General features: G+C 59.4%; 21 protein-coding genes and 1 pseudogene. 7 read left to right on the forward strand and 15 right to left on the reverse strand.

What is annotated here, in order from left to right:
* Nucleotides 1-187: 187 nt before the first annotated feature.
* Together BLQ41_RS06545 and BLQ41_RS06550 are read left to right on the forward strand one after the other, a co-directional pair.
* Nucleotides 188-1,255, forward strand: a complete 1,068-nt coding sequence (locus BLQ41_RS06545) for an HAD family hydrolase (RefSeq protein ID WP_090178505.1) — start codon at nt 188-190, stop codon at nt 1,253-1,255.
* A 178-nt stretch (nt 1,256-1,433) separates the two neighbouring features.
* Nucleotides 1,434-2,648: an SGNH/GDSL hydrolase family protein gene (locus tag BLQ41_RS06550; RefSeq protein WP_090178508.1), complete on the forward strand. Its 1,215-nt coding sequence runs from the start codon at nt 1,434-1,436 to the stop codon at nt 2,646-2,648.
* Between the two features lie 67 nt (nt 2,649-2,715).
* Here BLQ41_RS06550 and ilvD read toward each other — a convergent pair whose 3' ends face one another.
* The 5 genes from ilvD to BLQ41_RS06575 form a co-directional block, all read right to left on the reverse strand.
* The gene (ilvD, locus tag BLQ41_RS06555; RefSeq protein WP_090178511.1) at nt 2,716-4,557 is read right to left on the reverse strand and encodes a dihydroxy-acid dehydratase; all 1,842 of its coding nucleotides are present in this window, start codon (nt 4,555-4,557) and stop codon (nt 2,716-2,718) included.
* Between the two features lie 258 nt (nt 4,558-4,815).
* Nucleotides 4,816-6,021, reverse strand: coding sequence for an MFS transporter (locus BLQ41_RS06560; protein ID WP_090178513.1), 1,206 nt, complete (start codon nt 6,019-6,021; stop codon nt 4,816-4,818).
* A complete protein-coding gene (locus tag BLQ41_RS06565; protein ID WP_090178516.1) occupies nt 6,014-6,991 on the reverse strand; it encodes a diiron oxygenase in 978 nt (325 codons plus the stop codon). The genes BLQ41_RS06560 and BLQ41_RS06565 overlap by 8 nt, the downstream gene beginning before the upstream one ends.
* Nucleotides 6,988-8,067 carry a SagB family peptide dehydrogenase gene (locus BLQ41_RS06570; protein ID WP_090178519.1) on the reverse strand — a complete coding sequence of 360 codons (1,080 nt, stop codon included), beginning with the start codon at nt 8,065-8,067 and terminating at the stop codon, nt 6,988-6,990. The genes BLQ41_RS06565 and BLQ41_RS06570 overlap by 4 nt, the downstream gene beginning before the upstream one ends.
* 427 nt (nt 8,068-8,494) lie before the next feature.
* Nucleotides 8,495-9,691: a class I SAM-dependent rRNA methyltransferase gene (locus BLQ41_RS06575; RefSeq protein WP_090178522.1), complete on the reverse strand. Its 1,197-nt coding sequence runs from the start codon at nt 9,689-9,691 to the stop codon at nt 8,495-8,497.
* A gap of 232 nt (nt 9,692-9,923) precedes the next feature.
* Here BLQ41_RS06575 and BLQ41_RS06580 point away from each other — a divergent pair, with 232 nt between their 5' ends.
* Genes BLQ41_RS06580 through BLQ41_RS06590 form a run of 3 tightly spaced genes read left to right on the forward strand, consistent with a single transcriptional unit; the run spans nt 9,924 to nt 11,958 of the window.
* A complete protein-coding gene (locus tag BLQ41_RS06580) occupies nt 9,924-10,739 on the forward strand; it encodes an HDOD domain-containing protein (RefSeq protein WP_167360524.1) in 816 nt (271 codons plus the stop codon).
* Nucleotides 10,740-10,767: 28 nt separating this feature from the next.
* On the forward strand, nt 10,768-11,580 hold the full coding sequence (gene mutM, locus BLQ41_RS06585; protein ID WP_090178527.1) for a bifunctional DNA-formamidopyrimidine glycosylase/DNA-(apurinic or apyrimidinic site) lyase: 813 nt from the start codon (nt 10,768-10,770) through the stop codon (nt 11,578-11,580).
* A gap of 54 nt (nt 11,581-11,634) precedes the next feature.
* Entirely contained in the window at nt 11,635-11,958 is a 324-nt protein-coding gene (locus tag BLQ41_RS06590; protein WP_090178530.1) for a multidrug transporter, read from the forward strand.
* A 123-nt stretch (nt 11,959-12,081) separates the two neighbouring features.
* Here the strand turns inward: BLQ41_RS06590 and BLQ41_RS06595 are convergent, their stop codons facing one another.
* The 5 genes from BLQ41_RS06595 to BLQ41_RS06615 all read right to left on the reverse strand — a co-directional run bounded on the left by BLQ41_RS06595 (nt 12,082) and on the right by BLQ41_RS06615 (nt 16,710).
* Entirely contained in the window at nt 12,082-12,333 is a 252-nt protein-coding gene (locus BLQ41_RS06595) for a YfhL family 4Fe-4S dicluster ferredoxin (protein ID WP_008150569.1), read from the reverse strand.
* Between the two features lie 102 nt (nt 12,334-12,435).
* Nucleotides 12,436-12,915: a pantetheine-phosphate adenylyltransferase gene (gene coaD / locus BLQ41_RS06600; RefSeq protein WP_007945531.1), complete on the reverse strand. Its 480-nt coding sequence runs from the start codon at nt 12,913-12,915 to the stop codon at nt 12,436-12,438.
* Nucleotides 12,916-13,030: 115 nt separating this feature from the next.
* Nucleotides 13,031-14,626, reverse strand: coding sequence for a GMC family oxidoreductase (locus BLQ41_RS06605; protein WP_090178533.1), 1,596 nt, complete (start codon nt 14,624-14,626; stop codon nt 13,031-13,033).
* A gap of 79 nt (nt 14,627-14,705) precedes the next feature.
* Nucleotides 14,706-15,251 carry a twin-arginine translocation pathway signal protein gene (locus tag BLQ41_RS06610; protein ID WP_090178537.1) on the reverse strand — a complete coding sequence of 182 codons (546 nt, stop codon included), beginning with the start codon at nt 15,249-15,251 and terminating at the stop codon, nt 14,706-14,708.
* A 28-nt stretch (nt 15,252-15,279) separates the two neighbouring features.
* A complete protein-coding gene (locus tag BLQ41_RS06615) occupies nt 15,280-16,710 on the reverse strand; it encodes a coniferyl aldehyde dehydrogenase (RefSeq protein WP_090178540.1) in 1,431 nt (476 codons plus the stop codon).
* Nucleotides 16,711-16,854: 144 nt separating this feature from the next.
* Between BLQ41_RS06615 and BLQ41_RS06620 the strand changes: the two genes are divergently transcribed.
* Complete coding sequence (locus tag BLQ41_RS06620; protein WP_090178544.1) at nt 16,855-17,526, forward strand: TetR/AcrR family transcriptional regulator; 672 nt, start codon at nt 16,855-16,857, stop codon at nt 17,524-17,526.
* Between the two features lie 33 nt (nt 17,527-17,559).
* The gene (locus BLQ41_RS06625; protein WP_090178548.1) at nt 17,560-18,414 is read left to right on the forward strand and encodes a sulfurtransferase; all 855 of its coding nucleotides are present in this window, start codon (nt 17,560-17,562) and stop codon (nt 18,412-18,414) included.
* Between the two features lie 54 nt (nt 18,415-18,468).
* Here BLQ41_RS06625 and BLQ41_RS30425 read toward each other — a convergent pair.
* The 5 genes and pseudogenes from BLQ41_RS30425 to BLQ41_RS06650 form a co-directional block, all read right to left on the reverse strand.
* A pseudogene (locus tag BLQ41_RS30425) lies at nt 18,469-18,600 on the reverse strand (helix-turn-helix transcriptional regulator); the annotation flags it as partial.
* 69 nt (nt 18,601-18,669) lie between these two features.
* Nucleotides 18,670-19,668 carry a hydrolase gene (locus BLQ41_RS06635; protein ID WP_090178553.1) on the reverse strand — a complete coding sequence of 333 codons (999 nt, stop codon included), beginning with the start codon at nt 19,666-19,668 and terminating at the stop codon, nt 18,670-18,672.
* Between the two features lie 56 nt (nt 19,669-19,724).
* The gene (rsmD, locus tag BLQ41_RS06640) at nt 19,725-20,336 is read right to left on the reverse strand and encodes a 16S rRNA (guanine(966)-N(2))-methyltransferase RsmD (RefSeq protein ID WP_090178556.1); all 612 of its coding nucleotides are present in this window, start codon (nt 20,334-20,336) and stop codon (nt 19,725-19,727) included.
* A complete protein-coding gene (locus BLQ41_RS06645; RefSeq protein ID WP_090178558.1) occupies nt 20,336-21,826 on the reverse strand; it encodes a M16 family metallopeptidase in 1,491 nt (496 codons plus the stop codon). The genes rsmD and BLQ41_RS06645 overlap by 1 nt, the downstream gene beginning before the upstream one ends.
* The gene (locus BLQ41_RS06650; RefSeq protein WP_090178562.1) at nt 21,819-23,174 is read right to left on the reverse strand and encodes a M16 family metallopeptidase; all 1,356 of its coding nucleotides are present in this window, start codon (nt 23,172-23,174) and stop codon (nt 21,819-21,821) included. The genes BLQ41_RS06645 and BLQ41_RS06650 overlap by 8 nt, the downstream gene beginning before the upstream one ends.
* Nucleotides 23,175-23,196 lie beyond the last annotated feature (22 nt).

A 23,196-nucleotide genomic window follows, 5' to 3' on the forward strand; every position in this document is an offset into this window, starting at 1 on the left:
TTGATTTCCAATGAATTAATATCAAAAACGTATGGAATCCGTCGTTTTTGGAATAAGCACGCGTCGCTCTCGGGGATGCAACTGGCGCAATAGGGACGTAAGCGGTCGCTGGCAGACGAGGACTGTCACACTTATTTGTTAGCGTCGATGCCTCTACATCAGGACTTTTAATAAGGGAATCATGCCGATGAAGTTCGCACCGAAATTTCTGGCTGCTGCGTTGGGATTGAGTTTTGGCCTTGGCCTCGCCGGTCAGGCTTTCGCCACGGATTTGAAGCATTGGCCTGCCGATCAGGCCAAGGCACTGGACGCGATGATTGCGGCCAACGCCAACAAAGGTAACTTCGCGGTGTTCGACATGGACAACACCAGTTACCGCTACGACCTCGAAGAATCGTTGTTGCCGTTCATGGAAAACAAGGGCCTGATCACCCGCGAGACACTCGATCCCTCCCTGAAACTGATTCCGTTCAAAGACACCGCCGACCACAAGGAAAGCCTGTTCAGCTACTACTATCGCCTCTGCGAAATCGACGACATGGTCTGCTACCCATGGGTCGCCCAGGTGTTCTCCGGCTTCACCCTCACCGAGCTCAAAGGGTATGTCGATGAGTTGATGGCCTCCGGCAAACCCGTTCCTACCACGTATTACGACGGCGACGTGGTCAAGACCCTCGACGTCAACCCGCCGAAAGTATTTACCGGCCAGGCTGAGCTGTATAACAAGTTGATGGAGAACGGCATCGAGGTCTACGTGATGACCGCCGCTTCCGAAGAGCTGGTGCGCATGGTCGCTGCCGATCCGAAGTACGGCTACAACGTCAAACCTCAAAACGTCATCGGCGTGACCACGATGCTCAAGGACCGCAAGACCGGCGAGCTGACCACCGCACGCAAGCAAATCACCGCGGGCAAGTATGACGAGAAGGCCAACCTGGGCCTGGAACTGACGCCGTACCTGTGGACGCCCGCCACTTGGATGGCGGGCAAGCAGGCCGCAATCCTGACTTACATCGACGAGTGGAAAAAACCGGTATTGGTCGGCGGCGACACCCCAAGCAGCGACGGTTACATGCTGTTCCACAGTGTTGACGTGGCCAAGGGCGGCATCCATTTGTGGGTCAACCGCAAAGACAAATACATGACCCAGATGAACGGCATGATGGCCAAAAACGCGGCAGCCCAGGCCAAGGAAGGGTTGCCGGTGACGGCGGACAAGAACTGGGTGATCGTCAAGCCGGAAGAGATTCAGTAACGGCCACGATAATTGCACCCGCACAGTGTGTGGACGCGACAAGCCCCGCCAATGCGGGGCTTTTTATTGTTCGCAATAACGACGCGCAGTGGCGGTCTGCTGCCTATATTCATTGGTTAATCACTGGGTGATATGGCGCTGGGCAGTTCGCTCGGGCGACGACCGAAGGAACGGGGGCATGCGACGATTACATCGGGTCTTTATCGCGTGGGTTATCGCCACGTTGAGCGGATATGGCTGGCTGTGCACTAGTGCGGCGGCTGAGTTGATGCCGGGAAATAATCACGTCATTTCACCAGGCGTGCCTCAAGGGGCCGCGCCCCTGAACTTGAGTAACCTGGTGGGCAAACTAAAGGCCTCGCGCAATACGTCGATCAGTATTGTGCAACTGGGCGACTCTCACACGGCTGCCGATTTGTTCACCGGCGAAATGCGCCGCCTGTTCCAGCAACAATACGGCGCCGGCGGCATAGGCTTTATCGCGGCGATGCCTGTACCAGGCACTCGTTACGATCAAATTGTTCTGTCGACTGTAGATGGGCAATGGCGTCTGGTTTCCAGTCGCAATCAGTACAGCGGCGAGTTTCCATTGGGGGGTTATCTGTCGCTACCCATGGGCCCGAAAGCAGGGGTACATATCGAATCACGAGCGTCGAATGAAGGCGTATATCGAATTTCGGCGCTGTATCGTGCGCTCTCCAATAGCCAACTGATCGCCAGCGCTGGAGGGAGCTCGACCAGTGTCGAGTTGTTGCCGACATCCGGACAGTGGCGTTTCAGCCCGGTTATCCAACCCGTAAACCTGCCGATGGACCTGGTGATAGCCTCGAATCAGGACGTAGAACTGGGAGGCTGGAACATCGAGTCTTTGACGGAGAATGGCGTCACGTACTCTGCACTAGGTGTTAATGGTGCGATGTTGAAGATCCTCGACAAGTGGCAAGACGGCTGGCTAAGCACGCTGCAAGCCTTGCGCCCGGACTTGCTGGTACTCGCGTACGGGGGTAATGAGGCATTTGATGACGATCTGGACCTGACATTTTATGAGGCTGACCTGAGCGAAAAGCTTGCCCTGTTGCGACGCGCCTTGCCTGATACCGTGATCTTGCTGGTCGGGCCAGCAGACTCGATAAAACAACGGTCCGCTGACTCATGCGCAGGGCGCCAACCGGCAAAACTGGCTCAGATCATTCAAATTCAAAGACAAGCAGCACTGAAGGCCGCGGCCTTGTTCTGGGACTGGCAAGGTTACATGGGTGGCGCCTGCTCAATTGAGCACTGGCAGGCAGCGCATTTGGCTCAAAATGATCTGATTCACCTGAATGGTGAAGGTTATAAAAAAAGCGCCGGCGAACTTTACGAATATCTGCAATCACAGCTGGCGGGGCCGTAAAGCGAGTTCTCGTCATCATAAAAAAGCCCCGCACTTGGCGGGGCATTTTTATAGCAGTGATCGACGCTTACAGCCCGTCGAGCATCGCCTTGTTACGCACAGCACCTTTGTCTGCGCTGGTCGCCAGCAGGGCGTAGGCTTTCAGTGCCGTGGTCACTTTACGCGGACGTTTTTCCACAGGCTTCCAGCCTTTCTGATCCTGCTCGGCACGACGGCCAGCCATTTCTTCGTCGCTGATCAACAGGTTGATCGAGCGGTTCGGAATGTCGATCAGCACTTTGTCGCCGTCCTGCACCAGACCAATTGCACCGCCGGCAGCTGCTTCTGGCGAAGCGTGGCCGATGGACAGGCCCGAGGTGCCGCCGGAGAAACGGCCATCGGTGAGCAGGGCGCAGGCTTTGCCCAGGCCTTTGGATTTCAGGTAAGACGTCGGGTACAGCATTTCCTGCATCCCCGGGCCGCCTTTCGGGCCTTCGTAACGAATGATCACGATGTCGCCGGCCTTCACTTCGTCAGCGAGGATGCCGCGTACGGCGCTGTCCTGGCTTTCGAAGATCTTCGCGTTACCTTCGAAGACGTGGATCGACTCGTCGACGCCGGCGGTTTTCACCACGCAGCCGTCCAGCGCGATGTTGCCGTAGAGAACGGCCAGGCCGCCTTCTTTCGAGTAAGCGTGTTCGACACTGCGGATGCAGCCGTTTTCACGGTCGTCATCCAGGGTTTCCCAACGGGTCGACTGGCTGAACGCGGTCTGCGTCGGAATGCCCGCAGGACCGGCTTTGAAGAAGTGATGCACGGCTTCGTCGTCTGTCTGGGTGATGTCCCACTTGGCGATGCCTTCAGCCAGAGTCTTGCTGTGCACGGTCGGCAGTTCGGTGTGCAGCAGGCCGCCACGGGCCAGCGAGCCGAGGATGCTGAAGATCCCGCCGGCACGGTGCACGTCTTCCATGTGGTACTTCTGGATGTTCGGCGCGACTTTGCACAGTTGGGGCACGTGACGGGAGAGACGGTCGATGTCGCGCAGGTCGAAATCGATCTCGGCTTCCTGGGCCGCGGCCAGCAAGTGCAGGATGGTGTTGGTGGAACCGCCCATGGCGATGTCCAGGGTCATGGCGTTTTCGAACGCCTTGAAGTTAGCGATGTTGCGCGGCAAGACCGACTCGTCGTTCTCGCCGTAGTAACGCTTGCACAGCTCGACGATGGTGCGGCCGGCCTGCAGGAACAGCTGTTCGCGGTCACTGTGGGTGGCGAGGGTCGAACCGTTGCCCGGCAATGCCAGGCCCAGGGCTTCAACCAGGCAGTTCATCGAGTTGGCGGTGAACATGCCGGAGCACGAACCGCACGTCGGGCAAGCACTGCGCTCGTATTCGGCGACTTTCTCGTCAGAAGCGCTGGAGTCGGCGGCGATCACCATGGCGTCGACCAGGTCGAGACCGTGGGAGGCGAGTTTGGTCTTGCCGGCTTCCATCGGGCCGCCGGAAACGAAGATCACCGGGATGTTCAGGCGCAGGGCGGCCATCAGCATGCCGGGGGTGATCTTGTCGCAGTTGGAGATGCAGACGATGGCGTCGGCGCAGTGGGCGTTGACCATGTACTCGACGGAGTCGGCGATGATCTCGCGGCTCGGCAGCGAATACAGCATGCCGTCGTGGCCCATGGCGATGCCGTCGTCCACGGCGATGGTGTTGAATTCTTTGGCGACACCGCCCGCGCGTTCGATCTCGCGGGCGACCAGTTGACCGAGGTCCTTGAGGTGGACATGGCCCGGTACGAACTGGGTGAAGGAGTTGGCAATGGCGATGATCGGCTTTTTGAAGTCGTCATCTTTCATCCCCGTGGCGCGCCACAGTGCGCGGGCACCGGCCATGTTGCGGCCGTGGGTGGATGTTTTCGAGCGGTAATCAGGCATGAAGCACTCCGGGCGGCTAATCAGGTATCAAAAGGGAAGTGAGCTTCTATTGACGTCTGGAACACCCAGAAATGGCCGTGTGTCCGGAAGTTGCCGATAACTTTGCGGGATCGCCGCGCGCTTCAGCTTGAGCTCATAAACCCGCCGGGGGATGACTGGCGATGAATGTCGCGATTCTACACGGCTGGCGTCAGGAGGGAATGCCGGGAAGCGTTGATCCAGCGCTGACACCACGTGTGGGATGACGACTGGCAGGTTTCAGCCAGTATTCATTGCCTGATGCCGTTGGCTGATCAGTGCATTGACGCCTATTCCCACGGTGCTCAATGCCAGGAAACTGATGGCAAGCGTCACCTGCAGATGACTTGCGCTCAAGTTGATCAGCGCACTGACCAGCCCACCGAAGACAAATACCAGGGTGTTGCCGGCCGAGGCCGATGTGCCGGCGTTGTCCGGGAATATGTCCATGGCTTTGGATGTCGCGACCGGACGGGCGATGGTTGTGCCGGCGGTGCAGACAACCATCGGGATGAGAATTGTCTGAGTCGAAAGCCCCAGCATTGCCGACAGCCAGAGCATCGATATCCCCGAGAGGAAGATCAGGCCAAGACCCACAATGATTTGGGTGTTGGGTGCGATCCGGTTGGCAAGCACTCGAGCGACAACTCCGCCGAACAGGTAGGCCACGCCGTAGAACAGCAGGGTCAGGGAGAATTCGTATGGCGAAAGTTGCAACTGCTCCATGAAGATCAGCGGCGAGATGACAATGAAGGAAAAGTGGCAGGTGAAGGCGATGGCAGCGATCAGCCAATAGCCGAGGAAACCTGCGTCGCGACAGATCATTCGGTACGACTGGAGCATGCCTTTGCTGGGAGCTGCTGCAGGACGCTGGTTTTCTAGAAAGAAACAGGCCTTGAGGAACACCGCCGCGGCCAGCGCGATAAAGGCTATAAAGCTCCCCGGCCAGTCCATGGCGTGGTGCAGCACCGTGCCCGCCAGTGGCGAAACTGAAATGAAGATGCCGCTGGCGGTGACCATGAGCATCCGCAGTTGGTCGCGCTCCTTGCCGTCGAACAGGTCCTGAACCAGCGCCTGCGCGAGAACGAAACAACCGCAGCCGATGGCCTGGACTAACCGGAACATCAGGAACCAGGTGTACTCGTTCGACATCACGCAACCGAGCGCGCCAATGATCGAAACCACCATACCCGTCAGCAGCAAAACCTTGCGCCCGATGACATCCGAGAGCGGTCCGATCAGCAGTTGAGACAGCGACATGCCGATCGCGAACAGGCTGATGGAAAGGGCAATGTCGGCTGGCGTGGTCCGGAAGTGGTCAGCCAGCGCCGGGAAGGAAGGCAGCAATACATCGAGGGGAAATACACCAAGCAACACCATCGTCAGCAACAGAATGACCGCCGCTCGACGTTTTTTTACACCAGCGGTCTCTTCCCCTTCACTCATCGAAAAGCCCTGCCCTGGAGAACAGCTGGCGGTTGGCGGGCAGGTCGAAGAATCCCGCTTTGTTCAATGCGCTCAACGTGGCGCCAGCACCTGATCGAGCACGGCGCCGGCAGGCGGACGGGGATGTCAGCTCGCACAGTATCTCTACGACAAACGCCTCACCGAGGCCGGCGCTGCGCAGGCTTTCGCCAAGCCAGCGTTCATCCGCTTCAAAGAAAACCAGCAGGATTTCCAGGAGCAACCTGGCGGTGAACGTGCGTTGGCCGCTGCTGAGCTGCAACCACAGGAAGTGGAACACCTCACAAAAATAACGGCTGTGTCGCGCCTCATCGGTGAGATGGTCCCTGAGCATCGCCTGAACGCTGCACACCAGTTCGTCGCGACAAACGTCGAGCAATTCCCTGGCAATGATCGTCTCCGAGACGAACCCGACAAGAAACCAGGCCAGCGCTTTGTGTTTGTCCGGCGCGCCATCGAGCAGGGTGTTCAACCGGACTATCCGTTTAGGCATGACCGGTCGATCGGTGATGCCATAGCAGTCGGCAATCTGTTCGGCGAGTTGATGGGAGAACAGTGCGTGGTAACCCTCATCCGTGTAGAGCTGAAGCGCGGCCGTTTTCATTTTTGAAGGAATGCAGACGCCGAGCTCATTGTGAATGATGGTTTCAACGGATCGGTTGACGATCCGGTGCTCGAGCAGGGTGGTGTAGTCGAGGAAATACACCAAATGGTTGGCGGACAAGCGATGAGCCAGCGTTTTACCGGCTGCCTTGACCGCCGGGTGGTTCAGGTAAGGCAGAAAGGCCGGTGGAAACCAGTGGCGGGTTTCCAGTTGTTGCGCCAGATCCAGAGGTAATCGGTAGCAGTGTTCGCTGGTTCTTACCGAGGCTCGGGTATTCCAGTCGCCGAGGGTGAAGCGCTGGGCCCACGAGGCGGGGGCGTAGGCGGGCGCGCTATGCGAGCCGCTCATTGTTCCTGCCCCTGAACACCTAACAGTGCTTTCAACTCCGTGCACATCACCTGCCCGTTGCTCTGGCCGCAGCCGACAAAAAACAGCGGCTGCTCTGCGCTGTCTTCAAGCCCCAGCAGTGCTTCGACCTGATTGTCCGTCAATGCGCCCGTTAACCAGGTGTGTAAACCCAGCGCAGTGGCCACCAATTGAAACGTCTGGGAGATATGACCGGCCTCCACGTAGGCCATTCGGTAAGCGCGCGAGTGTTCGTATTTCCACCACAGCTTGTCGAAGCGGCTGGTGATGAACAGCCCGACGGGCAAGTTGTTGACGAAATGCTGCCCGCAAAGCAGCTGCCCCAAAGTCTGAACAGACAACGGTCTGAGGAAACTCAGCGCGTGTTCGGCGGGCTGATAGGCGTAGAGGCCGGGTTCGAGGCCAATGACGTTTTGTACCAGAAGGAAACCTTCACAGGCATTCAGTCCGCCGCCGGAGGGGCTGCTTCGCCGTGCGCCGAGGCCTTCGATAACGCTGTCGTCGATGTCGTTTTCACGTTCATGCAGGTAGCCAAGAGACAGGTATAAAAGCGTGCTGACCGCCTCCAGGGAAACGGCTTCACCGGTGAAGGCTCGACAGGTTTTTCGATCGAGTAGAGCCTCTGCCAGCGAGCTTTGCGGCAGGCTGCAAGGTTTTGGCAGGACCGTCAGCGCGTCTGCCGAACGTTCGCAGGCCCGGGCTGGCGGTGCAGGTGTGGTCAACACCTCGGTGCAATGGTCGAGATACTGTTTCGACCATTCATGAATATCGCGTGGAACATGATCGCAAGGGATGTTCTTGGTGCCGATATGAAATATCTTCGACAGTTCATCCCAGCCCCATTCAATAGTGATGGGTGCTGTAGTTGTCATGATGCCTGCACTTAGAAAGTGTGCATCAATTGTATGCTGGTTGTTGAAGTTGCTCGGGTTGTCGATAAGTTCCGCGAGTCGGGTTGAATACTTGAGGTCGAGTTCAAATTGTTTGTGGTTCTTGTAATCCCAGACAATTTGTCCGGGCGTGCGCGGAAGTATGAATAAATGAGGGTTTATATGCATGAGGCTCGTGCTCTTTCTCTGGACACTGCGTCGGAAACGCTGGGTAGCCGGCACTCCCCAGCGTTCTATCTACTTAGCGGGCTTTTGGAGCAACCAGAAAAGCCAGGTTGGCGATTTTGTTAGCTTCCAGAGTAATTGCTTTCATGTTGGAACTCCTTGTAATTGAAAGTGAGCGCCACCTCGTGGTGACAACTCAATCATAGATAGTAATGGAGGCTTATCAAGGAGATATTAGGTAAGAGGCTTCTAGTAATTGTGTCGGATGCATCCTACAAAACAATGAATTTTGTAAGTTCTATCCGGTAAAACAAGAAACACAGGGAAACTTCCTGCAACCCAGTAAGACTGCCAGGGTAGGACGCTTGAGGATTTAATCGCAGATAACAGAAGGGGAGCCGATTGGCTCCCCTCTTCAAAACCGGCTCGATCAGCTGTTTGGCAGCAGGCGGCAGGTAATGCTTTTGATGTAGCGGGTTTCGGCGATGGCCGGGTGAACCGGATGATCCGGGCCCTGACCGCCACGCTCCAGAATCTGGATGTTGCGATCCAGGTGACGGGCACTGGTCAGCAGGATGTTCTGCAAGTCATCTTCCGGCAGGTGCATCGAGCACGATGCGCTGACCAGGATGCCGTCCTTGCTGAGCAGGCGCATGGCTTGCTCGTTCAGGCGACGATAAGCGCCTTCACCGTTCTTCATGTCTTTCTTGCGTTTGATGAACGCCGGAGGATCGGCCACGATCACGTCGAAACGTTCTTCGCTGGCTTTCAGCTCTTTCAGGGCTTCGAACACGTCGCCTTCGATGCAGGTCATTTTCTCGGCGAAACCGTTCAGCGCGGCGTTGCGCTCCACGCCGTCGAGGGCGAAGGCGGAGGCGTCGACACAGAACACTTCACTGGCACCGAAAGCTGCCGCTTGCACGCCCCAGCCGCCGATGTAGCTATACAGGTCCAGTACGCGTTTGCCTTTGGCGTAAGGCGCCAGGCGCGCGCGGTTCATGCGGTGATCGTAGAACCAGCCGGTTTTCTGGCCCTGGATGACCGGTGCTTCGAATTTCACGCCGTTCTCTTCCAGCGCCACCCACTCCGGCACCAGGCCGAACACGGTTTCGACGTAACGGTTGAGGCCTTCGGCGTCACGGGCCGCGGAGTCATTCTTGAACAGAATGCCGCTTGGCTTGAGCACTTGGGTCAGCGCCGCGATCACGTCTTCTTTATGGGCTTCCATGGTCGCCGAAGCGATCTGCACCACCAGGATGTCGCCGAAACGGTCGACCACCAGGCCCGGCAGCAGGTCGGAGTCACCGTAGACCAGGCGGTAGAACGGCTTGTTGAACAGGCGGTCGCGCAGGGACAGGGCGACGTTCAGGCGATGCACCAGCAGCGACTTGTCCAGTGGCAGCTTGATGTCGCGCGACAGCAGGCGGGCGCAGATCAGGTTGTTCGGGCTCATGGCAACGATGCCCAGCGTCTTGCCGCCGGCCGCTTCGAGGATCGCCTGGTCACCGGCCTTGAAGGCGTGTAACGGGGTGGCGGCTACATCGATTTCATTGCTGTAGACCCACAGGTGGCCGTTTCGCAGGCGACGGTCGGCGTTGGCTTTGAGGCGCAGGCTAGGCAGGGACATGACGTCGCTCCGGAAAAAAGAGCGGGAGTATAGCGTGTTGCGCAAGGCCACGGTTTGGCGGATGGACATGCGGTGAGGCCGCCGGGCATTTGATTAAACTTCGGGCGATGTCGCCGCCAAGGTGTCGGATCAAACTTTATAAGGGTTAGAATCGCCGCCTGACCCAGAGTGTGTACTTATGTCCCAAGAGCTGACGACCGAACAGATTCAACAGTCCCTGCAAGGCATCAGCGTGCCGGCTCAGCCGCAGATCATGGTGGATTTGCAGATGGAGCAGTACATGCCCGATCCTGACCTGGAGGTGATCGCCAAGCTGATCTCCCAGGACCCGGGGCTCTCTGGCGCTCTGCTGAAGATCATCAACTCGCCGTATTACGGCTTGAGCAACAAGATTGCCTCGATCCAGCGTGCGGTGAATCTGCTGGGCAGCCGTTCGGTCATCAACCTGATCAACGCGCAGTCGATCAAGGGCGAGATGAACGACGACACCATCGTTGCCTTGAACCGGTTCTGGGATACGTCCCAGGACGTGGCAATGACGTGCCTGACCCTGGCCAAGCGTATCGGCGCCCAGGCAGGTGACGAGGCGTATGCGTTGGGTCTGTTCCACGACTGCGGCGTGCCCCTGATGCTGCAGCGCTTCCCCAATTACATGACTGTGGTGGCGGAGGCTTACGCCAACGCCAGTGCCGAGTGCCGGGTAGTGGATACCGAGAATCGGGCATTCAATACCAACCATGCCGTGGTCGGGTACTACACCGCCAAATCCTGGCGCCTGCCGGAGCATGTGAGTGCGGCCATCGCCAATCACCACAATGCGTTGGCGATTTTCAGCGACGAGTCTTCGCGTAACGCCCAGCTCAAGAACCTGTTGGCGATCCTGAAAATGGCCGAGCACATTTGTGCGTCGTACCGGGTGCTGGGTAATCAGACCGAAGACCATGAATGGAATAGCATCGCACCTCTGGTGCTCGATTATGTCGGCCTCTCGGACTACGACTTCGACACCCTCAAACAAACGATCCGCGACCTCAGCACTCACCGCTGAGCGTTGGACAGCCTGATTCGAGAACAGCATGCCTGAACTGCCAGAAGTCGAAACCACTCGCCGCGGGATTGCGCCACACCTGGAGGGCCAACGCGTCAGCCGGGTGATCGTGCGTGACCGTCGCTTGCGCTGGCCGATTCCGGAGGATCTTGATGTGCGGCTGTCCGGCCAGCGCATTGTGCTGGTAGAACGACGCGCCAAGTACCTGTTGATCAATGCCGAGGTCGGTACGCTGATCAGCCATTTGGGCATGTCGGGGAATTTGCGGCTGGTGGAAGTCGGCATGCCGGCGGCCAAGCATGAACATGTGGACATTGAGCTGGAGTCGGGCCTGGCCCTGCGTTACACCGACCCGAGACGGTTTGGCGCGATGCTCTGGAGCCTTGATCCGCTCAATCACGAACTGCTGATTCGCCTGGGGCCGGAGCCGTTGACCGACCTGTTTGATGGCGAGCGCTTGTTCCAGCAATCGCGCGGACGCTCCATGGCGGTCAAGCCGTTCATCATGGACAACGCTGTGGTAGTGGGTGTCGGCAATATCTATGCGACCGAAGCGTTGTTCGCCGCCGGCATCGATCCGCGCCGCGAGGCCAAGAGCATTTCCCGGGCGCGCTATTTGAAGCTGGCGATCGAGATCAAGCGCATTCTGGCCGCCGCTATCGAGCGCGGTGGCACCACGCTGCGCGACTTCATTGGCGGCGACGGTCAGCCGGGTTATTTCCAGCAGGAACTGTTTGTGTACGGCCGTGGCGGCGCACAGTGCAAAGTCTGTGGCACAGAACTTCGGGAAGTGAAACTGGGGCAGCGCGCCAGCGTCTTTTGCCCGCGTTGCCAGAGCTGATACGTCTCAGGGTCTATAGTCAGTGTTCTCACTGCCTAGCCGAAGGACCGTGCCATGAATTCGTTTCGAACCCTTGTCGTTGCGCTGCTGCTGAGCATCGGTGCACCCGCGCTGGCGGCCAGCAACGGCAGCGGAGACCCTCGGTACACCATCCAGAATCCCCCAGCGTACGCCATGATCGGTGACTTGCTGATCGCCCGACCTTTGCTGGTCGTGGCGACGGTGATCGGTGCCGGGGTGTTTGTCGTGTCGTTGCCGTTCACTGCGCTGGGTGGCGGTGTGGGCGATGCGGGGCAGGCGTTGGTGGTAGATCCGGCCAAAGCGGCGTTCGTGCGGTGCCTGGGGTGTATCGGGGAAGGGTTTGAGCAGCGGGAGTGAATCCAGTTGAATCTTCGGTGTTGTTGAAGACCTCATCGCGGGCAAGCCCGCTCCCACAAGGATCGTGTAAATCCTGTGGGAGCGGGCTTGCCCGCGATGGCGTCAGGCCAGACACCACAAAATTCAAGCCTTGCCGGTAAGCTTGCGGTACTTCTCCATCAACTGCTCTTCAGTCTCCGGATGCGCCTCGTCCAGCGGAATGCAATCCACCGGGCAGACCTGCTGGCACTGAGGTTCGTCGTAGTGACCAACGCACTGCGTGCACAGGTTCGGGTCGATCACGTAGATCTCTTCGCCTTGGGAAATGGCGGCGTTTGGGCACTCGGGTTCGCAGACGTCGCAGTTGATGCAATCGTCGGTGATGATCAGGGACATGCTAACTCCAGCCGGGGCGCAGAGCCCTGGCGCAATAAACCAATGCGCGCAATTGTGCCGCATTGGCGCCCGCAGTGCACGCGGGCGCCGCTTCAGCGGTCGTTACTTCTTGAAGCGTTCGGTGAGAGCATCCGCCACCGCAGGGTGGACGAACTTGGTGATATCACCACCCAACGCCGCAATTTCACGGACCAGCGTCGAGGATATGAACGAATAACGCTCGGACGGAGTAAGAAACAGACTTTCCACATCTGGCGCCAGTTGACGGTTCATGTTGGCCAGCTGGAATTCGTACTCGAAGTCCGACACCGCGCGCAAACCACGCAGGAACACGTTGGCGTTCTTCTCTTTGGCGAAGTGCGCGAGCAGCGTCGAGAAACCGACGACTTCAACGTTCGGCAAATGTTTAGTGACCTCGCGGGCCAGCTCCACACGCTGTTCCAGGGGAAACAACGGGTTTTTCTTCGGGCTGGCAGCGACGGCGATGATCACATGATCGAACAGGCGCGCGGCGCGTTCGACCAAGTCGCCATGGCCCTTGGTAATAGGGTCGAAGGTACCTGGGTACAACACTCGGTTCATCGCGTCGTCCTGGCGGGAGTCCGTTGGGGAGTCGGATGGTATCGCAGCCTTCCCGGTCGGCCAAGTCGCCTGTTGGGTAACAAAGCACTATAGACGATGGGAATATTCGCCCTTTTCAAGGATTTTTCAAACGTTCGGCGAGCGAAGTCGCCAGTTGCGCCGTCAGCCCGTAGACCGACAATTGCGGGTTTGCGCCAATGCTGGTGGGGAATAGCGAGCCATCGTGGATCGACAGATTGCTCAGTTGATGGTGACGACCGAGGCTGTCGGTCACCGCGTTTTTCGGGTCTTCGCCCATGGCGCAACCGCCCATCACATGAGCGCTGCCCAAGCGCGTGCGATACAACTCCAGGCTCAAACCGTCGATCAGCGTGCGCGCTTCGGCCAGAGTTTTCACGTAGCGAGCGTCGGCGTGCATCGGCATGACGGCGCTGGCGCCGCCGGCGAACTGGATCTCGGCCATGCTGTGGAAGGCCCGGCGCAAACCGTCCCAGGCATACGCTGAAACCTGATAATCGAGCACCGGCGTGTTGTCACCACGCAACTCGACGCTGCCGCCGGGGCTGTCAGGATGGAAACCGTCGCGCAGCAACGCCAGCATGGCGTGGGTATGGGGCAGGTTTTCCATGTGCCGGGCGTTTTCCTCGCCGAAACCGCCGAGCAAAGTGGTCGCCAGCGCCGGGTGCAGCGGCGGCACTTCAAGTTTGTAGGACATCTTGCCGATGGTGCCGTCCTGCCATTGGAAATGGTCGGAATAGATCGACTGCGGCGCGCCGTAGAACGGGTTGATGACGTCGTCGAACAGCCCGGCGGACATGTTCACCAGGTGCAGGAACGTGCGCTTGCCCAAGCGTTTGTGCGGATCGGGTGCGTCTGAACGCAGAAGCAGCGCCGGGCTGTTGATTCCGCCGCCGGCCAGTACGTAATGCCGCGCCTTGACCATGATCGTCTTGCCGGTGGGCGCAACGCAGCGCTCATCCATCGCGACACATTTGAGCCCCGAGACCTTGCCATCCTTGATCGAGAGCGTTTCAGCGCGGGCCAGATAAAGCAGCTCGCCGCCGTTTTCCAGGGTCGCCGGAATGGTCGTCACCATCATGGATTGCTTGGCGTTGGTCGGGCAGCCCATGCCGCAATAGCCAAGGTTCCAGCAGCCGCGGACGTTGCGCGGGATCACATGCCAGCTGTATCCGAGCTTTTCGCAGCCTTTGCGGATCACGTCATTGTTGGCATTGGGCGGCACCCTCCACGGCGCGACGCCCAGGCGTTGTTCCATTTTTTCGAACCAGGGCGCCATCTCGGCGGAACTGTGGCCTTTGACGTCATGTTCCCTGGCCCAGTGTTCGAGGGTCGGGTCCGGGGTGCGAAAGCTCGATGTCCAATTGATCAGCGTGGTTCCGCCCACTGCACGGCCCTGAAGGATGGTGATCGCGCCGTCCTTGCTCATGCGCCCGATGCCTTCCTGATAGAGGCTGGTGTAGGCCTGGTCTTCAAGCATCTTGAAGTCGCTGCTGGTCTTGAGCGGGCCTTCTTCGATCAGCAGCACCTTGTAGCCGGCGGCGCTGAGGATTTCGGCGGTGGTCCCGCCACCGGCGCCGCTGCCGATAATCGCCACGTCCGCTTCCAGGGTCAGGTCCTGGGTCAATTGCGAGCCGTTGTGGGTTTTCCAGCCACGGGCCATGCCTTCGCGGAACGGATCGGGTACGGGCATTATCAGGTTCTCTTGTTATTTTTTGGATGAACACGGTCAATGTGGGAGCGGGCTTGCCCGCGATGGAGTCGACTCGGTTTCAGACCGTAGGCGGCCCCGGATACCCGCAGTGCACCCACGATTGCGCGCGGCTGTACCACGCCATCATCACCAGTTGCAGCAAGGAGCTATGTCCCATGCGCAACAGGCTCAACGAACTGTTTTCCCAGCGATCGAGGAAGTGCCGGATCTCATCGGCACTGGCGTTTTCCCAGCTGCCCCAGATCCCGGTCAGCGGCCCGCGCGTCACGGCCATCCCCAGCACATCGAACAACTGTTGGGTCAGCTTGAGCATTTCCGGCGACAAGTGATTTAGGGAGTTATCCAGGCTGTGCAGGGTGTCAGCGACGGCATTCGGCATTTTCTCGACGGCCACCGCGCCGTTGAGCATCACCGGCACCAGCGCCCGAAGAAACAGCAGGTCGGCGCGGCGCAGGATCGCAAAACCGTCGGCAGGAATACTGGACGAGCAGCCGCTGAGGCTTGCGCCCAATCCGGCCGTGGCCAGAAAAGCGCTCGCACCGAGGCTGAATTTAAGCAGGCCGCGCCGGGACAGCGCGGGTGTTGCAGGCAGGCTTGGGCTCATTATTGTTATTACCCGGCAGAGGTGAGCGTTAGCGGATAAACAGCTTCTGGATCAATTTCTGAATAGCTTTGCCGTACGGCGGATAAATCAGTTTCGCCGCGTTGAAGCGCTGTTTGATCAGCACACCCTTGGCCTTGCTGAAGGTCAGGAAACCTTCGTGACCGTGGTAATGGCCCATGCCCGAGGCGCCGATGCCACCGAACGGCATATCGTCTTGCGCGACATGCAGCAGCGTGTCGTTGAGGCAAACACCCCCGGAATGGGTCTCGTGGAGCACGCGCTGTTGTTCGCGTTTGTCGTAGCCGAAGTAATACAACGCCAGCGGGCGAGGGCGCTGGTTGATGTAGGCAAATGCCTGATCCAGATCCGCGTACGGCACGATGGGCAGCACTGGGCCGAAGATTTCGTCCTGCATCACGGTCATGTCGTCACTGACGTTGAGCAACAGACTATGGCTCATGCGTCGACCCTGGCCTTGATCGAACAGCGGAATCAGCAACGCGCCCTTGCTGGTGGCATCGCTGATGTAGCCGTTGAGCCGCGCCAGTTGCCGGTCGTTGATGATGGCGGTGTAGTCCGGGTTGTCGGCCAGTGTCGGATAAAACCCGCGCACCGCCTGACGATAGGCTTCGACGAACCCGCCTACGCGATCTTCCGGCACCAACACATAATCCGGGGCCACACAGGTTTGCCCGGCGTTCAGGGTTTTGCCGAAAGCGATGCGCTCGGCAGCGTCCTTGAGCGGTACATCGCGCGAAACAATGGCCGGGGATTTGCCGCCGAGTTCGAGGGTCACCGGGGTCAGGTTCTCGGCCGCCGCGCGCATCACGTGTTTACCGACGCTGGTGGCACCGGTGAACAGCAGGTGATCGAAACGCAATCTGGAGAAGGCCACGCCGACATCGGCTTCGCCCAGCACCACGCAAACCAGGTCTTCGGGAAAGATCCGGGCGAATAAATCCTTGAGCAGCAAACCGGTCGCAGGTGTCGACTCGCTGAGTTTGAGCATCACCCGATTGCCTGCCGACAGCGCACCCACCAACGGGCCGATGGCCAGATACAGCGGGTAGTTCCACGGCACAATCACGCCGACCACGCCCAGCGGCTGGTAGACAACTTTGGCCGACGCCGGTTGAAAAGCGATGCCGACCTTGCGCCGCGAAGGTTTCATCCAGCCCTTGAGGTGCTGACTGGCGTAGTGAATGCCGTGCAGGCTGGGCATCAGTTCGGCGAGCAGGGTTTCATCGGCACTGCGGTGGCTGAAGTCCTGGCTGATGGCATCGATCAGCACCTCGCGCTCATTGCTCAACATATCCCGCAGGGCTTTGAGCCATTGCTGGCGCTGGGCAGCCGGCGGCATCGGGTTGGCGGCGTAGGCTGCGCGTTGCGCGTCGAACAGGGTTTGGAGAGCCTCCAGGGGCTGCTGCGGATTCTGCAGGTAGGCAATGTCAGCAGTCATGATCGGCTCCGGATTTATTGTAATCAGCACTTTCTAGAGTCTATGCTCTATAAAGTCAAATGACATCCTGGTGCAGCTTTGTTTATCCACCCGCGGATAGGTCGTAAGATGCCCGTCAACGCACTCTGAATTAAAGCTCAAGCCATGGCCCCTCGGATCAAAACCAGCGAGCGCATCGTGCAGAACAGCCTGGAGCTGTTCAATCAGCAGGGTGAGCGCAGTATCAGCACCAACCACATTGCTGCCCACATGGAAATTTCCCCGGGCAACCTGTACTACCACTTCCCTAACAAGCAGGCGATCATCGCCGTGTTGTTCAGTGAGTACGAAAGCCTTGTGGACAGCTTCCTGCGCCCGCCCCAGGGCCGTGCCGCCACGGTCGAGGACAAGCGCTTCTACCTTCAGGAACTGCTGGCCGCGATGTGGCGCTACCGCTTCCTGCACCGAGACCTTGAGCACCTGCTTGATAGCGATTCGGAACTGGCTGCCCGTTATCGGCGTTTTTCCCAGCGCTGCCTGATCCATGGCACGCACATCTACGCGGGCTTCGTCGAGGCTGGCATCCTGCAAATGGACAAGGTTCAGATCGAATCCCTGACGCTCAATGCCTGGATCATCCTGACGTCCTGGGTGCGTTTCCTGTGCACCACTCGGGAAAATTCCAATCACCTGAGCGAGCAGGCGATCAAGCGTGGCGTGTATCAGGTGCTGGTGCTTGAGGCCGGGTTCGTCACGGACCAGGCTCGCGATGCCGTGAATGCGCTGTACGAAGAGTTTTACGTGCCGTTGGCCCAGGCCCTTGAAGAAGTGCAGTAGGATTTGAAACCGTCTTAGTCACAGGAGCCCGCTATGCCCATTGCGCAACTGATCAGCCCGCAAGCACTGGACCTGAAAAAGGACCAGCCAGGGCTGGTGATTCTGGATTGTCGTTTTGCCCTCGAAGACCCGGACTACGGTCAGCGCAGCTATGCCGAAGGGCATATCGCCGGGGCCAGGTTCGCCGATCTTGAGCGAGACTTGAGCGGGCCGGTGGTCAAGGGTGTGACCGGACGCCATCCGTTGCCCAAGCCTGAAGAGTTGATCGAGCGCCTGCAAGCCTGGGGCATCAACGCCGACAGCGAAGTGGTTTTGTACGACGACGGCCCCGGTGCCTTTGCGGCGCGGGCCTGGTGGTTGCTGGCCTGGTTGGGCAAGCGTGAGGGCGTATTTATCCTCGATGGCGGGCTCAAGGCCTGGCATGCAGCGGGTTTGCCGCTGAGTCTGGATGCGTGCGATACCCTGCGCGGCACTTTCACCGGGGCGCCGGACAGTGCGCTGGTCTTGGGCGCCGAGCAGCTTCAACAGCGTCTCGGCCAACCGGCGCTGACCTTGCTCGATGCCCGCGCCTTGCCGCGCTTCAAAGGCGAAGTCGAACCGATCGACCCGATTGCCGGGCACATCCCCGGCGCACAATGTGCGGCGTTTACCGACAACCTGGGCAGTGACGGGCGCTTCCTGCCGGTCGATCAACTCAAGCTGCGCTTTGCCGCGAAACTGGGCAGTCGCTCACCCAGCGATCTGGTGGCGTATTGCGGTTCGGGTGTGACGGCTTGCCACAACCTGTTTGCGCTGTGCTTGGCGGGTTATCCGCTGGCCTCGTTGTATGCCGGATCGTGGAGCGAATGGATCAACGATCCCGCGCACGGCATTGCAATAGGCGAATAAGCGCACATCACCTGTGGGAGCGGGCTCCCACAGGGTCATAGTTGTTTTGAGATTTCACCGCAACCGGGCACTGCGATACGCCCCGGGCCCAACCCCGTAGACCTGCTTGAACTGTCGACTCAAGTGACTCTGGTCGGCCGCCAGTTCTTCCAGCGAAGGTGGTGCCGCCAATTGCGCTTGCAACAACAGCTCGACCCCGGCCAATGGCGCGGTTTGCCAGAAGCCGATCGACTCGCCCTGATCGGTTTCCATTTCCTACTCGCGGCCCACGGCACTCAGCCACTGCGGGATGCGCCGTTCGAGGTAATAACCTGGATGCCGGAACGAGCCATCGACAAAGCCGACATGCCCACCCTTGGCCTGCAGTTCGAACTGCGTGCAAGCGGACAGTTCTTGCGGTTGCGGCAGGCTATGAGGAAAGACAAAGGGATCGTCAGCCGCGTGGATGATCAAGGTCGGCGTGCGAATTTCGCCAAGGAAATAGCGGCTCGAAGCGCGGCGATAGTAATCCTCGGCATCGACGAAACCATTCAGCGGTGCCGTGACCCTGCCATCGAAATCCCAGAAGGTGCGCATGTTTTCCAGCGAACCCAGCGCCGCCAAAGCCGCCAGTCCCTCTTCGTGCCCGTCATGCTGGAACTGGCGCTGCTTGTTCTTGATGTAAGCCACCATCTCGCGCATGAAATGCGCCTGATAGACCTTAGAAAAACCCTGGCCGATCCGATCCGCGCATTGATCGAGGCGAAACGGCACCGACACCGCCACCGCTCCGAGCACGCCGCTTTCACTGCCGGTTTCGCCCAGGTGCTTGAGCAAGACGTTACCGCCCAGGGAATAGCCGACCGCATACAACGGTGCGAGTGGGCGCTTGGCCCGCAGGTGTTTGATGGCTTCGGCCAAGTCTTCGCTGGCGCCGGAATGGTAGCTGCGAGGCAATAGATTGGGTTCACCGGAGCAGCCACGCCAGTTCAGTGCAACGCTGGCCCAGCCCTGGGCACCGAGTGCTTTCTGCACCCCGGCCACATAAGGCGAATTAGAAGAGCCGGTCAGGCCGTGCAACACCAGCACCAGCGGCGCATTGGCGGTGTGCGGGCCGTGCCAGTCCATATCGAGAAAGTCGCCATCCTCAAGCCACAAGCGTTCGCGCTCGCGTTCGATATGCGTGGTTTTGCGCCACAGCGGTCCCCACAAGGTTTGCAAGTGCGGATTGCCGAGGCCGAAGGCGGGGGTGAAACGTTCAGGCGGATGGGGCACGATTGTTCTCGATGCAGCGGTGCGCAACCGGTGCGCACCTTTTTCAGGCCGATCGGTTAACCGGCGATCTCTGCCATACGTTGCCACAACGCGTAATACACCCGCCCGGATTTCTGCTCCCGGTGCAGGCGCCAGTTGCCTGGCAAGCCAAGGCTCGATGGCGCATTCTCGCTTTCAGTGTAGATCCAGGCCTCGTTGGCCAACCACTGACGTTCCTCCAACAATGCGCAGACGCCGGGCAGCAGGTTCTGGTTGAACGGCGGGTCGAGGAACACCAGGTCGTAAGCCGTTGCTGCCTGGGTTTCCAGGTAGCGCAAGGCATCGGCGGTCTGGATCTGGCCGGTGGTGCAACGCAGCGTGCCCAGATGCTCCTTGATGCTGGCGACCGCAATGTTGCTGGCGTCCAGCGCCTGGCCCATGGCTGCGCCACGGGACAGGGCTTCGAGGAACAGCGCACCGCTGCCGGCGAACGGGTCGAACACTTTGGCCCCGGGCACGTATGGCGCGAGCCAGTTGAACAGGGTTTCACGCACCCGGTCCGGGGTAGGGCGCAGGCCCGGTGCATCAGGGAAGCTCAGTTTCCGGCTGCCCCATTCTCCGCCGATGATGCGCAGTTGGTTCACGCCGTTGTGTACGTTGTGGACAGGTTTTTTTGGACGAGTGGCCATTAATGCTCCGGAACCCCGAGCGGCTGCTCGGCAGGTTTATCAGATGGGGCCGGTAACGGCTTTTGCGGCACGGTCGGGCCAGCGCTGACGACGACCATTTTGTCCGTGCTCAGGTGTTTGTTCAGTGCGGCGTTGACCTGCTCGACAGTCAGGCTCTGGGACTCACGCATAAAGTCATCCAGATAACTCAGCGGCAGGTTGTAGAAACCCATGGCGCCGAGTTGGCCGACAATATCGGCATTGCTGGCGGTGGACAGCGGGAAGCTGCCGGCCAGTTCACGCTTGGCGTCGTCGAGTTCTTTCTCGGTCGGTCCGGTTTTAAGGTAGTCGGCGAGTACGTCCTGCACCAGCTTGAGCGTACCTTCGCTCATCTCGGCGCGGGTTTGCAGGTTGATCATGAACGGGCCGCGAGCCTGCATCGGGGTGAAACCCGAATACACGCCGTACGACAAGCCGCGCTTCTCGCGCACTTCACTCATCAATCGCGTGCCGAAACCACCGCCGCCGAGGATCTGGTTGCCCATGGACAGCGCCGCGTAGTCCGGGTCGTCACGATCGATGCCCAGTTGCGCCAGCAACAGGTTGGTTTGCTTGGACGGAAACTCGATGTGACCGATGCTGGCTTTGGGTTCTTGCGGTTGCGCGATTCTCGCCAGCGCCGGACCTTTCGGCAGCGCACTGGAGACCTGGGCGGCAATGGCTTCGGCTTCGGCGCGGGACAGATCGCCCACCAACGCAATCACCACGTTGCCAGAGGCGTAGGCTTTTTGGTGGAACGCCTTGAGTTGCGCCAGGGTAATCGCGGGAATGGATTTCGCCGTGCCGTCACTGGAATGCGCGTACGGATGGTCGCCGTACAAGCGATTCATCAGTTCCATGCTCGCCAGTTTGCCCGGGTTCTGCTTTTGATACTCGAAGCCCGCCAGCATCTGGTTCTTGATGCGCGCAAAGGAATCGGCCGGGAAGGTTGGTTTGCCGATGACTTCGGAGAACAGCTTCAGCGCAGGCTCGCGTTTGTCTGCGGCGCTGAGGCTGCGCAACGAAGCCAGCGCCATGTCTTTGAATGCGCCGTTGCCGAAGTCGGCACCCAGGCTTTCGAAGCCCTGAGCAATCGCGCCGACATCCTTGCCGGCCACGCCTTCGTTGAGCATGGCGTTAGTCAGCACGGCCAGGCCTGGGGCGTCGCCGTCCTGGCTACTGCCGGCGGCAAAGATCAGGCGCATGTCGAACATTGGCAATTCGCGGGCTTCGACGAACAGCACCTTGGCGCCTTCGGCGGTGTTCCAGGTTTGTACATCGAGGGAGCGGTGGCTTGGGGCCTTGCCGTCCAGTTCAGTCAGCGATTGCAGCTTCTGGCTGGACTTGGCCTTGTCGAGGACTTCGCTGGCCTTGGGGTCCTGGCTTTTCGAAAAATAAAACGCCGCGGACCCGATCAGGGCGACAGCGATCAGGCCGATCAGGGCCAAACGTGGTTTTTTACGCTCACTCATGAGTCGTCTCCGGTGGCAGGACGTGGGCGACGCTGAGACGTTCGCGGGTGAAATACAGCTTGGCGGCTTTCTGAATATCTTCCGGGGTCACGCCTTCGAGGTCGGCGAGTTCGGTGTCCATCAGTTTCCAGGACAGGCCGACGGTTTCCAGTTGGCCAATGGAAGTGGCCTGACTGGTGATCGAATCACGCTCGTAAACCAGGCCCGCTATGACTTGAGCCCTTACGCGCTCCAGTTCTGCAGCGGACGGCGCGGTGGTTTTCAGCTGTTCGAGCAGTTTCCACAGGCCTGCTTCGGCCTGAGCCATGGTTTTCTTTTTCTGGGTGTTGGGCGTCGCCGACAACGTGAACAGGCTGTCGCCACGGGTGTAGGCGTCGTAACTCGACGAGCCGCCGGACACCAGCTCTTCGCCGCGCTCCAGTTGCGTCGGGATGCGTCCGCTGTAACCGCCGTCGAGCAGGGCCGAGATCAGGCGCAAGGCGTTCACCAGGCGTTTGTCCTGGGCGGTGGCGATGCTTGGCACGTTGAAGCCCAGCATCAGGCTCGGCAGTTGGGTCTGCACGTGCAGGGTGATCTGGCGCTCACCCGGCTCGGCCAGTTCCACCGGGATTTTCGCGGGTGGCACGTCGCGTTTGGCGATCGGGCCGAAATAGCGCTGGGCCAGGGCTTTGACTTCGTCCGGGGTCACGTCACCTACCACCACCAGCGTGGCGTTGTTGGGCACATACCAGGATTGATACCAGTGGCGCAGCTCCTCGACCTTCATGCGGTCCAGATCAGCCATCCAGCCGATGGTCGGCGTGTGGTAACCGCTGGCCGGGTAGGCCATGGCCTTGAAGCGTTCGTAGGCCTTTGACATTGGCTTGTCGTCAGTGCGCAGACGACGTTCTTCTTTAATGACTTCGATTTCGCGGGAGAACTCATCGGCCGGCAGGCGCAAATTGGCCATGCGGTCGGCTTCCAGTTCAAAGGCCACGCCCAGACGGTCACGGGCCAGTACTTGATAGTACGCAGTGAAGTCGTCACTGGTGAACGCGTTCTCTTCGGCACCGAGGTCGCGCAGGATCAGCGACGCTTCGCCGGGACCGACTTTCTCACTGCCCTTGAACATCATGTGTTCCAGGGCGTGGGACAAACCGGTCTGGCCTGGCGTTTCGTAGCTTGAACCGACCTTGTACCAGACTTGGGAAACCACCACGGGCGCACGATGGTCTTCGCGCACAACCACCTTCAAACCGTTGTCGAGGGTGAATTCGTGGGTGGGTTGTGGGTCGGCGGCCAGGGCCGAGAGGGGCAGACAAACTGTGCTGAGCAGCAGGCCTGCAGCGCGGCGGGCTAGAGCATTCATTCGTTTTTAAACCTGTTGGGCT

Origin of the sequence: Pseudomonas arsenicoxydans, assembly GCF_900103875.1 — a bacterium.
Taxonomy (GTDB): domain Bacteria; phylum Pseudomonadota; class Gammaproteobacteria; order Pseudomonadales; family Pseudomonadaceae; genus Aquipseudomonas; species Aquipseudomonas arsenicoxydans.